The sequence below is a fragment of the Magnetospirillum sp. XM-1 genome, from assembly GCF_001511835.1.
GTDB lineage: Bacteria > Pseudomonadota > Alphaproteobacteria > Rhodospirillales > Magnetospirillaceae > Phaeospirillum.
This window is the reverse complement of record NZ_LN997848.1, coordinates 4,587,764-4,602,035: the sequence shown is the minus strand read 5'-3', so window position 1 is coordinate 4,602,035 and position 14,272 is coordinate 4,587,764. Positions and strand designations below refer to the sequence as shown.

Genomic DNA, 14,272 nt, shown 5'->3' with positions numbered 1-14,272 from the left:
CGCCGTAAAATCTCTTCCCGCTCAATTGGCTCGTCATCGCGGCCGGCACGGTCGGGCGCTTGACTCTCCTTAAGTGTTCTGCGAACGTTTCGTAAACATTCGAGGGTGCCCTTATGCCTGCCGCCGCCGATCTTGCCCGTCTGCGCTCCCGCGTCGCCGCCCTGGAAGGGGTGGGCAGTGAGGCCACGGCCGGGGCGGTACCGTTGGACGTGCCCCAGATAGACACGGTGCTGCCCTGGGGCGGACTGGCCCTGGGGTGTCTGCACGAGGTCGCCGGCCCCCGCCATGGCGATGGCCTGCCCGATGGGGCGTCCACGGCCTTCGCCGCCGTCCTGCTGGGGCGGCTGGCGGCGCAGGCGGCCAAGCCGGTGTTGTGGATCGGCGGCGGCGACGAGGTGTACGCCCCCGGCCTTGCCGCCCTGGGCCTGCCGCCGCAGCGCGTCGTGATGGTGCGGCCCTACCGCGCCGCCCAGGCGCTGTGGGCCATGGAGGAAGGGTTGCGTTGCCGGGCCCTGGCCGGAGTGCTGACCGAGGCGTGGCGGCTGGACCTTACCGCCGCCCGGCGCCTGCAACTGGCGGCACGGGCTTCGGGGGTGCCGGCCCTGTTGTTGAATCACGGTGATGCCACCGGCGTAGCGGTGACCCGCTGGCGGGTAGGGGCCGTGGCCAGCCGCTCCGTTCCCGCCCTGGGCGTGGGGGGCTGGACATGGCGGGTGGAGCTGTTGCGTTGCCGGGGGCGCGGCGTCGATGACGCCGGCATGGTTGCGGCCTGGGAGGTGGAGTGGGATGACGAAGCGCGTGGTCTCCGTATGGTTGCCCCTGCTGGCGACCGAGCGGCTGCGCCTCTCGCGCGTCGCGCCGCCGGATGACGTGCCCTTCGCCACCGCCGTGCCAGGCAATGTGCGGCGGGTAGTGGCGGTCAACGGGTCGGCGCGGCGGGTGGGCGTCAAGCCGGGCATGAGCGTGGCCGACGCCCTGGCGGTGGTGCCCACCCTGGTCCTGGCCCCTGCCGACGAGGCGGCTGACAGGGTGCTGGTGGGCCGCCTTGCCGATTGGTGCAGCCACTACACCCCCTGGGTCGCCGCCGATTGCTGGACGCGGGGCTTCGGCCTGTGGCTGGACATCACCGGCTGCGCCCATCTGTTCGGCGGCGAGGCGCCGTTGCTGGACCATTTGAAGGCGCGGCTGCACCGACTGGGCTTTTCCGCCCGCGCCGGTCTGGCCGACACTCCGGGCGCCGCCTGGGCCTGGGCACGGTTCGGCGCCAGGGACCGGCCCTGCCTGCCGGAGAAGGGCCAGCGCGACGCCCTGGCGCCCTTGCCGGTGGCGGCGTTGCGCCTGGGGCCTGAGGCCGTCGCCACCCTGTCCAGCCTGGGCCTGCGCCGCATCGGCGAACTGTACGGCCTGCCCCGGGCCGGGCTGGCCGCCCGGTTCGGGCGCGAGGTGGCCCACCGGCTGGACCAGGCCCTGGGGCATGAGGCCGAGCCCATCTCGCCCCGGCGCCCGCTGCCGTGCCATGGCGTCCATGCCGCCTTCGCCGAGCCCATCGCCCGGTCCGAGGACGTGGCCGAGGCGGTGCGTCGCCTGCTGGAGCGCCTGTGCCGTCAGTTGGAGGAGGACAGGCTGGGATTACGGCGGCTGGAGGTCATGGTGTTCCGCGTGGATGCCTCCTCGACCGCCATCGCCATCGGCACCAGCCGCCCGTCCCGCGACCCGTGCCACCTGTTCCGCCTGCTGGGCGAGGATCTGCCTGCGCTGGATGCCGGGTTCGGTATCGAGCTGATGCGCCTGTCGGCCCGGGAGGTGGCCCCGCTGTCGCCCGAGCAGACGACGCTGGCGGCTGGCGCCCCCGCGTCACACGCCGACGATTTCGCCCGGTTGCTGGATTCACTGGGCAACCGCCTGGGCTTCGAACGGGTCATGCGGGTGGTGCCGCAGGAAAGTCATGTGCCGGAGCGAGCCGTCCGGCACATTTCCGCCGCCGCGGCGATTCCGCCTGTCGCCTGGCCCGCTCGTCGCCGTCCGGTGCGGCTGTTCGCCCACCCCGAACCGGTGGAGGCGGTGGCGCCGGTCCCCGACTTGCCGCCGGTGCTGTTCCGCTGGCGCAATCAGGCTCACCGGGTGGTGCGGGCCGACGGCGCCGAGCGCATTGCCGGCGAGTGGTGGCGCCATGTCGCCCCGGAACGGGACTACTACGTGGTGGAGGACGAAACCGGCCGCCGCTTCTGGCTGTTCCGTGAAGGATTGTACGGGGCCGGGACGCCGCCGCGCTGGTACCTGCACGGGGTGTTTCCATGACCCGAGCGAGCAGCGGGAGCGACTGGGCCATTGAGGCCCCGCAAGCTTATGCGAGCGAAAGCCAAGCCCGCCGGATGGCGGGCCCCCGGCGACTGAGGGCGACATGAAATACGCCGAACTGCAGGTCACCAGCAATTACAGCTTCCTGCGCGGCGCCTCCGATCCCGGCGAGATGGTCATGGCCGCCGCCGCCCTGGGGCTGAAAGCCATCGCCATCACCGACCGCAATTCCCTGGCCGGGGTGGTGCGCGCCCATGCGACGGCCAAGCAGACCGGCTTGCGGCTGGTGGTGGGGACACGGCTGGACCTGGCCGACGGCGCCAGCCTGCTGTGCTATCCCACCGACCTGGCCGCCTATTCCCGCCTCACCCGCCTGCTGACCCTGGGCAAGCGCCGCGCGGCCAAGGGGGAATGCCACCTGACCCGCGCCGACGTGGCCGCCCACGCTGACGGCCAGACCCTGATCGCGCTGCCGCCCGACGCGCCCGGGCCTGAGTTCGCCGCCCAGCTGCGGGAATGGGGAGAGTTGTGTCCGCGCCGGGTGTTCCTGGCCGCCCAGTGGCGGTTCCGCGGCGACGACCTGCGCCGGGTGGCCATGCTGGCGGAGCTCGCCCGCGACACCGGCACGCCGCTGGTTGCCACCAACGACGTGCATTACCACGTCCCGGAACGCCGCCCGCTTCAGGACATGCTCACCTGCATCCGCGAGGGCTGCACGCTCGCCGAGGCCGGGTGGCGGCTGGAGGCCAATGCCGAGCGCCATCTGAAGCGGCCGGAGGAGATGGCCCGCCTGTTCGCCGGCTATCCGGACGCGGTGGCGCGGAGCGTCGACATCGCCGCCCGTTGCCGCTTTTCGCTGGACGAGTTGCGCTATTCCTATCCGGCCGAGGATGCCGGCGACGGGCTGACGGCCCAGCAGCGGCTGGAAAAGCTGACCTGGGACGGTGCCGCCCGGCGCTATCCCGACGGCATTCCGCCCAAGGTGCGGGACACCGTCGCCGACGAGCTGGCGCTGATCGGCCGCAAGGACTACGCCCCCTACTTCCTCACCGTACACGACATCGTCCGCTTCGCCGACAGCCGGGGCATCCTGTGCCAGGGGCGTGGCTCGGCGGCCAATTCGGCGGTGTGCTTCTGCCTGTTCATCACCCATGTGGACCCCGCCAGATTCCAGTTGCTGTTCGCCCGCTTCGTCTCCGAGGCCCGCAACGAGCCGCCCGACATCGACGTGGATTTCGAGCACGAGCGCCGGGAAGAGGTGATGCAGCACATCTACGCTCATTACGGCCGCGACCACGCCGGGCTGACGGCGACGGTCATCCATTACCGCGCCCGCTCGGCGATCCGCGACGTGGGCAAGGTGTTGGGTCTATCCGAAGACGTGGTGGGCGCCCTGGCCCGCACCACCTGGGGCTGGAGCGGCACGCCCATCGCCGACGGGCATGTGCGCCAGGTCGGCCTGGACCCCACCGATTCCACCCTGGCCCTGGCGATGAGGCTGGCGGGGGAGCTGACCGGCTTTCCCCGCCACCTGTCCCAGCATGTGGGCGGCTTCGTCATCTCGCACGGGCGGCTGGACGATCTGGTGCCCATCGAGAACGCCGCCATGGCCGACCGCACGGTCATCGAATGGGACAAGGACGACATCGACGCGCTCGGCATCATGAAGGTGGATGTGCTGGCGCTGGGCATGCTGAGCTGCATTCGCCGCGCCTTTGCCTTGCTGCGCGACCATCACGGCCTGGATCTGTCCCTGGCCACCGTGCCACCCGAGGACAAGGCCGTGTATGAGATGCTGGGGCGCGCCGATTCCGTCGGCGTGTTCCAGGTGGAAAGCCGCGCCCAGATGACCATGCTGCCGCGCCTCAGGCCCAAGACCTTCTACGACCTGGTCATCGAGGTGGCCATCGTGCGGCCCGGCCCCATCCAGGGCGACATGGTGCATCCATACTTACGCCGCCGCGAGGGCAAGGAGACGGTGGACTATCCCTCGCCGGAACTGCGCGAGGTGCTCGAGCGCACCCTGGGCGTTCCGCTGTTCCAGGAACAGGTGATGCAGATCGCCATCGTCGCCGCCGGCTTCACCCCCGACGAGGCCGACCAGTTGCGCCGCTCCATGGCGGCCTTCCGCCGCAGCGGGCGGGTGGCCGAGTTCCAGCACAAGCTGGTGTCGGGCATGGTGGCGAAGGGCTATGCCGCCGATTTCGCCGAGCGGGTGTTCAAGCAGATCGAGGGCTTTGCCGAATACGGCTTCCCGGAAAGCCACGCCGCCGCCTTCGCGCAGTTGGTCTATGTCTCGGCCTGGATCAAATGCCATTACCCGGCGGTGTTCGCCTGCGCCCTGCTGAACAGCCAGCCCATGGGCTTCTATGCCCCGGCCCAGATCGTCCGCGACGCCCAGGATCACGGTGTCCGCGTGCTTCCGGCGGACGTGAACCACAGCGAATGGGACTGCACCCTGGAACCATCCCCGAGCGGCGGTTTGGCGCTCCGTCTGGGCCTGCGCCAGATCGGCGGCCTGACCCAGGCTGACTGCGGCAGGCTGGCCGATAAGCGCGGCGACGGTTATGCCTCGCCCCACTCCCTGTGGCGGCGGGCCGGGCTGGATCATAAGGCGCTGGAGGCCCTGGCCCGCGCCGACGCCTTCGGCTCCCTGGGGCTGGCCCGGCGCGAGGCGCTGTGGGCGGTCAAGGCCCTGACCGCCGCGCCGCCTCCCTTGCTTGCCGGGCTGGATGCGGCCGAACCGCCGGTCCCCCTGCCCAAGGCCAGCGCCGGGGAAGAGGTGGTCTGCGACTATGCCAGCCTGAAGCTGTCGCTGAAGGCCCACCCCATGGCTCTGTTGCGCCCGCAACTGACGATCATGGGCATCGTTCCGACGGAAAGGCTGGCCCAGGTCCAGGGGCGGGTCTCGGTTGCCGGGCTGGTGCTGATGCGCCAGCGCCCCGGCACCGCCTCGGGCGTCATCTTCGTGACCCTGGAAGATGAGACCGGCATCGCCAATTTGGTGGTCTGGCCCCAGGTGTTCGAACGCTTCCGCCAGATGGTGCTGACCAGTTCGTGCCTGAAGGTGGACGGCAGAGTGCAGCGGGAGGGCCGGGTCATCCACGTCATCGCCGACCGCCTGACCGACCTGACCGCATCGCTGCGCAGCCTGGGCGACGGCGAGATGAAGCTGCGGTCGCGGGATTTTTACTGAGACCCCGACCCGCCCCGGAACTTTATCCGGCCAGACGCAGAGTTTTGACCGCGGTTGCGCCGTATGGCGCTTGGACCCGGCTACGCCGAGGTTGATTTCAATGGGCGTAGCGGCGGACCGCTTCTTCGTTCCAGCGAATTCCGGTGCCGGGTTGTTCGGGGATGATGGCGCAGCCGGCCTCGAATTTCAGGGGCTCCTCGAGGATCGGGGCCGCGAGGTCCATGCGTTCCAGCAGATGGGCGGTGGGTGTTACCGCCATCAGGTGGCAGCTGACCTCCTGGAAGATGTGGCTGGACATGGGAATGCCCCGGCTCTGGGCCAGGGCGGCGGCCCGCAGCCAGCCGGTCACCCCGCCGATCTTCATGGCGTCGGGCATGGCCAGGGCGGTGGCGCCCGCGTCCAGCGCCCTGGTCATCTCGTCGACGCCGAACCAGTTCTCGCCCATCTGCACCGGAATGTTCAGGGCCTGGCGGATGCGGGCATGGCCGAGATAGTCCTCCTGCCTGGTGGGCTCCTCGAGCCAGGCGACGCCCTCGTCCTCCAGGGCCTTGCCGCGCCGGATCGCCTCGGGGACGCTTAAGGACTGGTTGTAATCGGCCAGAATCCGGACGCCGTCGCCCACCGCCTTGCGGATGGCCCGGACCACCCCGATGTCCTCGGCCAGGCTGGGATACCCGACCTTGGTCTTGATGGCGGTGTATCCCTGGCCGGCCGCCTTGGCCGCCCGCTCGACCGCCAGGGCCTCGCCGTCCATGGAGTGGCTGTCATAGGCGGGGATGGGGCGGCGCCGGCCCCCCAGCATCTCCACCAGGGGAACGCCCAGCTTTTGCGCCGCCGCGTCCCACAGCGCCATGTCGATTCCGGCCATGGCCATGCGGACCAGCCCGGTCGCCCCCAGCAGGCGGAAGCGCCCCTCCAGCAAGCGGTCGATCTCGGCGGGCGCCGCCGGCTGCCCCGCCAGGATTCCGCCCAGGGAAGCCAGCATTTCGCGCATGGCGGCCAGGGCCAGCGGGGTGTAGGTGAAGACATAGGAGCGGCCGACGAATCCTGCGTCGGTGGCGATGTCGATCAGCACCAGGGGCGCGGTGGCGACGGTTCCGACGCTGGTGCGCACCGGGTATTCCAGCGGGACGTTGACCGCCCGCGCGGCGAGGCTTTCGATGATCATGATGGGCGCACCAGATGTTGGGGACCGATATCGGCGAGGGTGGCCGCGCCGACCAGGGTCATGGTGGTCTCGATCTCGGCGATGATGGTTTCCAGGACCGCCCGGACTCCCGCTTCGCCGCCTCCCGCCAGACCGTAGAGGACCGGGCGGCCGAGCAGGATTCCGGCGGCGCCCAGGGCCAGGGCCTTGACCACGTCCGAGCCCCGCCGGAAGCCGCTGTCCACCAGGACGGGGATGCGGCCGGCGACGGCGGCGACCATGGCGGGCAGGATGGAGATGGTCGAGGGCGCCGCGTCCAGCTGACGGCCGCCGTGATTGGAGACGATGATCCCGTCGGCGCCGAAGCGGACGGCCTGGGCCGCGTCCTCCGGGTTGAGCAGCCCCTTGATCACGATGGCCCCGTCCCAGCGCCGGCGCAGCCAGGCCAGATCGTCCCAGGCCAGACGGCGGTCCAGGGCGCGGTTGAGCAGGGTGGCCTGGAGCTCCACCGATTGGCCGTCGCTCTCATCCCGGCTGAGATTGCAAAAGCGCGGCGGTCCCGAGCGGGCCAGACCAGCGAGCCAGGCCGGGCGCCGGCACAGGTCGAGCAGGGTCGAGACCGAGGGCCGGAAGGGCAGGCGAAAGCCGTTGCGCCGGTCCCGTTCGCGGTTGCCGCCGGTGGGAACGTCGACGGTCAGGACCAGGGTGGTGAAACCGGCCCGGTGGGCGCGGTCCAGCATCTGCTCGGCGATGGCGCGGTCGGTCATGACGTAAAGCTGGAGCCATCGCTCGCCGCCATCGTCGGGCAGCCGCTCCATGCGGGTGTTGGAGGCGGTGGACAGGCAGAAGGGAATGCCCGCCGCGGCCGCCGCCCGCGCGGCCATGATGTCGCCGTCGGGACGCAGCAAGCCGTTGAAGCCGGTGGGGGCGATGGCGATGGGGGCCCGCCACCGCCGCCCCAGAATCTCGGTGGAGACGTCGATGGTGGAAACGTCGCGCAGGCAGGTGGGGATCAGGCTGACCCCCTCCATGTCGGCGCGGTTGCGGCGCAGACAGCTTTCGTCGTCGGCGCCGCCCTCCACGTAATCGAAGACGAAACGCGGCAGGTGGCGCTTGGCCCGGCGGCGGTGGTCCTCGATGTTCACCAGCATGGGCGCGGCCTCACTGGGCTTCGGCAAAGCCGCCGTTTCGGATTTCGACCATGCGGAAGGACTGGGCCCCCAGGCCCATATGGTCGGTCTCGCTCATGTTGTAGATGCCGCTCACTCCGGCGAAGCCGGTGGTCTGCTCCAGGGCGGCGCGGACCTTTTCCTTGTCGGTGCCGCCGGTCTTCTTGATGGCGTCGATCACCATGCGCAGCGCGTCGAAGGCGTAGCCGCCGAAGGTGGAGACGTCGGTCTTGTAGCGCGCCTCGAATTCCCGCTTGTACTCGACGCTGACCGCCCGCTGGGGGTCGGAGGCGGGCAGGTTCTCGGCGATCAGCAGGGCGGGCGAGGGCATGCGGATGCCTTCGGCCGGCTTGCCGGTCAGCTTGACGAAGTCCATGGAGGCCTGGCCGTGGGACATGTAGAGCGGAATGCCCAGCGCAAGCTGGGCGTGGTTGCGGGCGATCACCGCCGGGGCCTGCCCGGTGCCGAACACGAAGATGGCCTTGGCGCCCGACAGCTTGGCCTTGGTCAGCTGCGGCGTCATGTCGGTGTCCTTGTCGCCGTAGGACAGGTCCTCGACCACCGGCATGCCCATGGTGGCGGCGATCTTCAGGGTCTCGTCGTGGCCGGACTTGCCGAAGCCGCCGGTGTCGGACAGCAAGGCGAAATTGGTGATGCCCCGCTTCTTCATGTCCTCCAGGACCTTCTGCGCCGCCATGCGGTCGGAATGGGGCATCTTGAAGACATAGGGCTTGACCGGCTCGACGATCACCGAGGCCGCCGCCAGCGAGACCATGGGGACCTTGGCCGCCTCGGCCACCGGGACCATGCCCATGGTCGAGCCGGTGGTGGAGGCGCCGATGATGACGTCGACCTTGTCTTGCTGGATCAGGCGCCGGACCATGGTGTTGGCCTTGGCCGTATCGCTGGCGTCGTCATAGGGGATCAGCTCGATCTTGCGGCCGAGGACGCCGCCGGCGGCGTTGACCTTCTCCACCAGCAATTCCAGCGTCTTCTGCTCGGGATCGCCAAGGAAACTGGCCGGTCCGGTGGCGGAAACCACCGAACCGATGCGGATGGGCTCGGCCGCCGGGGCGGGCGTCGCCGCCAGTCCGAGGCCGACGGCCAGAAGGGTGATCAGATTGCGCGACACCGGACCATTGCTTCCCATGACGTTGTCCTTCCTGTCCTGCGTGAATGAAGTTGGCTTGGACGCCATTTCGGTTAAGGTAGGCACATCGCTGAGATTTTCCTATCAGAAAATTTTCGTATCGGAAAATATCGTGCCATGAGCCAAGTCGAATCCGAGGATCTGGTGCCGCTAAGCGAAATGGGATCGCGTCTGAGAACCCATAGGCTGGCACGCGGCTGGACCCTCAAGCAGGTGGCCGAGGCCAGCGGGCTGGCCATTTCCACCGTCTCCAAGGTGGAGCGCGGGCAGATGTCGCCCACCTACGACAAGCTGCTGCAACTCAGCCGCGGACTGGGCATCGACATCTCCGAACTGTTCGGGCCTCCGCCCGAGGGAACGGTGGCGCGGCGCTCGGTGGTGACGCGGCGGGACCAGGCCCACCGGGTATCGACGCCCAATTACGATTACGGCTATCTGGCCGCCACCCTAGCGGGCAAGACCATGGTGCCCGCCACCGCCTGGGTGAAGGCGCGTTCCCTCAAGGATTTCGGCCCCCTGCTGCGTCATGCCGGCGAGGAATTCCTGTTCGTTCTGTCGGGCGTGGTGGAGGTCCATCTCGACGACCGCGAACCGGTCCTGCTCGGCCAAGGGGAAAGCATCTATTTCGATGCGGGGCAGGGGCACGCGTTTCTGTCGGTCGGCAATGGCGACGCAGAGATCCTGGTGGTTCTTTCCGGGGACGATCGCCGATAGAACGTGTCTCTCAAGCCGGTCGTTCAGGCCGGCTGTTTCTGCGACCAGCCTTTGGGGCGTCTGTAGCGCGGAAGGTTTGCGCCGACTTGCTTGCGGACGCGCCATGCCGCGGCGGCCACTATCGATGCCCCATTTATCCGGCAGGGGCGTCGGGTGATCTGGGCTTTGCACCGCGATCACCCCGAGCGTCCCCATGTCCATGCAGTTTCAGTCGGATCAGCGTGGGCCGAACATCCGGCTCAGGCTCCTGTGGCCCGCGATCTGGTGAATGACGCCGAGCAGCGGATGAACCATCAGATAGGCCCACATCACCGGCGCAAAGGACTCATGGACTTCCTTCACTACCCGCAACGACGGGGAAAGCCCTCCGTCCGGGGCCATGCCCATGGCCAGGGCCGTTCCGGTGGCGGCCATGCCCAGTGCCAGCAGCAGTCCCAGACCTTGCACCGCCGCCGGCAGGGCCCTGGGTTCGTCACCGGCGGGCAGGCGCCCGCGCAGCGCTTCGCGCCCGGTTTCGGCGACATCGCGGCCGAGCTGTTCCAACCGCGCCCGGGAGAACCACGGGAACAGCAGCAGCGCGTCCCCGCGGGTCAGCGTCCGGCCCACCGCCCACAGCCAGTGGATGGAGACGATTCCCAACAGCGCGATCCCCACCCATTCGTGGACCTCGTACCATTGATTGGGCAGGCGTCCCGGCTTGGGATAGATCATCACCAGGCTGGTGATCATCTGGAGCGAAACGCCGAGGGCGATGCTGGCGTGAAGAAGCTTGGTCAAGGGATCATATTTCATGGGAGTCTCCTAATCAGGGGCGAGGCAGGCCGGTCCTGGCATCAAGGATGATGGTCCTGGCGCTGCCGCCATTTGCGAGATCGACGTGATAGTCACCGTTAAGGTAACGGACGGCGGTGATACGGTTCTCTTCGGGGCCGGATAGCTTCTGAACCACCTCCAAGGCGGTCTTGACGTCGCCCGGGATGGGGGCGGGCAGGCGCTCGACGGGGAAGTCGTCACGCATCTCGCCGGTCACGGCGTCGAATCCCGCGGTCATCGCTCCGCCCCGCGGGGTCCGCAGCACCACGACCCACCATGGGGCCTGGTAGGAGATGCCCCGGACGTCGAAGCGCTGCTCGTTCAGCTTTTCCAGAACGGCCTTCAGCGGCATGGCATCGGGGGGCGGGGTCTGGGCCGCCGCGCCCATTGCCGAAATCACCAGCATCAGCCCGGTGGCCACCAATGTTCTGATGCGCCTCATTCGCTGCAGCCTCCACGGTCAGTGACAGGGCGGTTTGCCGCTTTCACCGGCACCACTCCCCATATCCTAGCGCGCCTCACCTGAACGGCCCGCGACTCGGCGGTTCATGCTGGGTTCAGGTTCGGCGGCGTACAGTGGGACAACGTGCTCACTCCGGCCTGGACCCGACGTAAATCGGCGTGATCCATGCCAAACGGAACCTTCCCCTATTCACTCCAGGCTGAACCGACCGAGGCCTCCCATGGGCTCCGGGCGGTCCCCCGCTGGGCGGAACATCGCCGGAATTACCAGGACTGGGCCTGGGAAATGGAGCGGCTGACCTGATGCTCCCTCCGAAAGGCGTAGGCATCATCTGAGCTTGGTCATACTTCTGTTAGTCTAATGACAATTGTCAAAAGATGGTAATGAACTGCCACGTTGAACGGCGACAGATGGTCCGCGCCATGCCGGCAGTATTTCGGAAGCTCGACCTCAAGACCAAGATCGTCGCGGCCTGCGTCGTCATGTTCGTCGCCGCCATCTGGCTGCTGGCCCACGACGTGGCGGAAGAGGTGCGAGACGACGTCAAGGCCGTGGTCGCCGCCGAGCAGACCGCCCTGGTCGAGCACATCACCGACAGTCTCGAGGAGGAGAGCAAGCTCCGCATCAACACGCTGAAGGATGTGGCGTCCCTGATCTCAGCGGAAATGATGGGAGACCGGGAGCGCCTGGGGGCCAAGCTGGCCGAGTTCAAGCATATCGGCCGCCTGTTCAATCTGGGGCTGTCGGTGGTTTCCCGCCAAGGAACCGGCTTCGTTGACTTTCCCGCCCTGAAGGGCCGGGCCGGATCGGATTTTTCGGGCGAAGACTATTTCCAGGCGATCATGGCCGGCGACGAGGTCGCCTTCGGCCGCCCGCGCCTGGGACGGTTCAGCAATCGTCCGGTCGTTCTGCTGGCCGTTCCGGTCCGGGGGGCGGCCAACGAGGTGATCGGCGTCCTGGTGGGGGCCAATTCCGTCTCGGACAGCGACTTCTTCACCGAGATCATCCCCCGGCAGAGCCGCCTGGACGGCGAGTTCCACATCGTTTCGCCCCGCGACCGGCTGTACGTCGCCTCCACCCGCAAGGACCGCATCCTCCAGCCCCTTCCGTCCCCGGGCGTCAACCACATGCTCGACCGCTACGTGGAGGGCTACGAGGGATCGGGGCTTTCCATCAATTCCGAGGGACTCGAGGTCCTCAGTTCCTCCAGGCGGATCGAAAGCACCGGCTGGGCGGTCATCGCCACCATTCCGACCTCCGTCGCCTTCGCCCCCATCCGCCGCCTGGAGTTCGAGATCTACCAGGATGCGGCGCTGGCCTCGGTCATCATCGCCATGTTGCTGTGGCTGTTCGTCCGTCGCCAGTTGCGGCCGCTGGAACACGCCGCCGAGATGCTCAACGCCATGGCCACGGGCAGCCGCCCCTTAAGCCCCCTGCCGGTGGAGGGCGGGCCGGAAATCCGCCAGCTGCTGGACAGTTTCAACAAGTTCCACGAGCGCATCAGGGCCCAGAAGCAGTCTCTTCGGGACAATGCCGAGCAGCTTACGCTGGCGGCGTCGGTGTTCGACGGCACCAGCGAGGCCATCGCCATCACCAACGCGGACGGCCTGATCGTCAGCGTCAACAAGCCCTTCTGCCGCCTGACCGGCTACGAGCCGGAGGAACTGGTCGGCAAGAATCCCAACATCCTGAAGTCCGGCCGCCACGATTCCGACTTCTATGCCGAGATGTGGCGGTCCATCACCGCCACGGGCAACTGGTCGGGCGAGGTCTGGAACCGCCGCAAGAACGGCGAGATCTATCCCGAACGCCTGACCATCTCGACCATTTACGATGCCGAGGGCCAGGTTCAGCGCCGGGTCGCCATCGCCTCGGACATCACCGAGCAGAAAAAGGCCGAGGAGATCATCTGGCACCAGGCCAACCATGACCTGTTGACCGGTCTGCCCAATCGCCGCCGCTTCCTGGACCTGCTGCGCAAGGATCTGGCGCGCGCCGACAGTCTTCCGGACATGGTGGTAGGCGTCCTGCTGGTCGATCTCGACCGTTTCAAGGAGGTCAACGACACCCTGGGCCACGCCATCGGCGACCAGTTGCTGCTGGAGGTGGTGCGCCGGATCGGGTCCTGCCTGTCGGAAAAGGACGTCATCGGCCATCTGGGAGCCGACGAGTTCATCGTCTCCATGATCGACGACCTGAGCACCACCCGTCTGGAGGCGGCCGTCGCGGCGATCCGCATGGTCATCGCCGAGCCCTTCCGCTCGGGGGCCGACACCATCCACCTGACCGCCAGCATCGGCATCACCGCCTATCCCACCGATGGTGGCGATATGGAGGAATTGCTGCGCAACGTCGATCAGGCCGTGCGTGAGGCCAAGAACGGGGGGCGCGACCGCTCGTGCTGCTTCACCGAATCCATGCGGGAAGCCGGGCAGACCAGACTGCAGTTGGCCAATGATCTCCGGGTGGCCCTGTCCGAGGGGCAATTCGAGGTCTACTACCAGCCCATCATCGACATGCCGTCGCGGGCCATCGTCAAGGCCGAGGCTTTGCTGCGCTGGCGCCATCCGGAGCGCGGTTTCGTCAGCCCCGCGATCTTCATTCCCATCGCCGAGGAAACCGGCCTGATCTGCGATATCGGCAATTGGGTCTTCCGCCAGGCCGCCGCCACGGCGCGGCGGCTTTGCGACCGCTGCCATCATGTGGTCGGCGGCATTTGCCGCAAGGACCAAAACGCCGGCCCGGCGGCTCCCTGCCGTTTCCAGATCGCCGTCAACAAGTCACCCCGCCAGTTCTTCTCCGGCTTCAGCCATCTGGAGTGGGCCGAGCATCTGCGCGAGCTGAACATCTCGCCCCAATGCATCTCCATCGAGGTCACCGAGGGATTGCTGCTGGGCCAGCATGCGGAAGTGATGGAGCGCCTGACCAAGTTCCGCGCCGCCGGCATGCAGGTCGCGCTCGACGATTTCGGCACCGGCTATTCCGCCATGTCCTATCTGAAGCGCTTCGACATCGATTACATCAAGATCGACCAGTCCTTCGTCCGCGACATGACCATGGATTCCAGCGATCGCGCCATCGCCGAAGCCATCATCGTGATGGCCCATCGGCTGGGCATGAAGGTGGTGGCCGAAGGAATCGAGACCGAGGAGCAATACGCCCTGCTGGCCGCCGCCGGTTGCGATTTCGGCCAGGGTTACCTATTCGCCAAACCCATGCCGGCGGATCAGTTCGAAGCCCTGCTTGGCGACCTGAAGCGGTGAGATCGGGAAGAATGAAACGCAGACCGTGCCGGGGGCGTCGTCCGTCATGATGGTGCCGT

The 14,272-nt window shown here is 67.9% G+C and carries 10 protein-coding genes; 5 read left to right on the top strand and 5 right to left on the bottom strand.

What is annotated here, in order from left to right:
- Positions 1–113: 113 nt before the first annotated feature.
- The 3 genes from XM1_RS25080 to XM1_RS21075 all read left to right on the top strand — a co-directional run bounded on the left by XM1_RS25080 (position 114) and on the right by XM1_RS21075 (position 5,494).
- Positions 114–869, top strand: coding sequence for an ImuA family protein (locus tag XM1_RS25080; RefSeq protein WP_068436975.1), 756 nt, complete (start codon positions 114–116; stop codon positions 867–869).
- Complete coding sequence (locus XM1_RS21080) at positions 787–2,298, top strand: DNA polymerase Y family protein (protein ID WP_082700636.1); 1,512 nt, start codon at positions 787–789, stop codon at positions 2,296–2,298. The genes XM1_RS25080 and XM1_RS21080 overlap by 83 nt, the downstream gene beginning before the upstream one ends.
- A 103-nt stretch (positions 2,299–2,401) precedes the next feature.
- Positions 2,402–5,494, top strand: coding sequence for an error-prone DNA polymerase (locus XM1_RS21075; protein ID WP_068436973.1), 3,093 nt, complete (start codon positions 2,402–2,404; stop codon positions 5,492–5,494).
- A gap of 97 nt (positions 5,495–5,591) precedes the next feature.
- Here the strand turns inward: XM1_RS21075 and XM1_RS21070 are convergent, their stop codons facing one another.
- The 3 genes from XM1_RS21070 to XM1_RS21060 are packed head-to-tail and all read right to left on the bottom strand — an operon-like array spanning position 5,592 to position 8,960.
- Positions 5,592–6,662 carry an enolase C-terminal domain-like protein gene (locus XM1_RS21070; RefSeq protein ID WP_068436971.1) on the bottom strand — a complete coding sequence of 357 codons (1,071 nt, stop codon included), beginning with the start codon at positions 6,660–6,662 and terminating at the stop codon, positions 5,592–5,594.
- On the bottom strand, positions 6,659–7,792 hold the full coding sequence (locus XM1_RS21065) for an alpha-hydroxy acid oxidase (RefSeq protein ID WP_068436969.1): 1,134 nt from the start codon (positions 7,790–7,792) through the stop codon (positions 6,659–6,661). Before XM1_RS21065 ends, XM1_RS21070 begins: the two co-directional genes overlap by 4 nt.
- 10 nt (positions 7,793–7,802) lie before the next feature.
- Positions 7,803–8,960, bottom strand: a complete 1,158-nt coding sequence (locus tag XM1_RS21060) for an ABC transporter substrate-binding protein (RefSeq protein WP_068436967.1) — start codon at positions 8,958–8,960, stop codon at positions 7,803–7,805.
- 117 nt (positions 8,961–9,077) lie between these two features.
- On the opposite strand from XM1_RS21060, the gene XM1_RS21055 reads away from it, so the two are divergent.
- On the top strand, positions 9,078–9,674 hold the full coding sequence (locus XM1_RS21055; protein ID WP_068436965.1) for a helix-turn-helix domain-containing protein: 597 nt from the start codon (positions 9,078–9,080) through the stop codon (positions 9,672–9,674).
- 216 nt (positions 9,675–9,890) lie between these two features.
- Here the strand turns inward: XM1_RS21055 and XM1_RS21050 are convergent, their stop codons facing one another.
- Together XM1_RS21050 and XM1_RS21045 are read right to left on the bottom strand one after the other, a co-directional pair.
- Positions 9,891–10,466, bottom strand: coding sequence for a cytochrome b/b6 domain-containing protein (locus XM1_RS21050; protein WP_068436963.1), 576 nt, complete (start codon positions 10,464–10,466; stop codon positions 9,891–9,893).
- A 13-nt stretch (positions 10,467–10,479) separates the two neighbouring features.
- Positions 10,480–10,929, bottom strand: a complete 450-nt coding sequence (locus tag XM1_RS21045) for a hypothetical protein (RefSeq protein WP_156428817.1) — start codon at positions 10,927–10,929, stop codon at positions 10,480–10,482.
- A 443-nt stretch (positions 10,930–11,372) separates the two neighbouring features.
- Between XM1_RS21045 and XM1_RS21040 the strand changes: the two genes are divergently transcribed.
- Complete coding sequence (locus XM1_RS21040) at positions 11,373–14,213, top strand: EAL domain-containing protein (RefSeq protein ID WP_172821951.1); 2,841 nt, start codon at positions 11,373–11,375, stop codon at positions 14,211–14,213.
- The last annotated feature ends 59 nt before the right edge of the window (positions 14,214–14,272 follow it).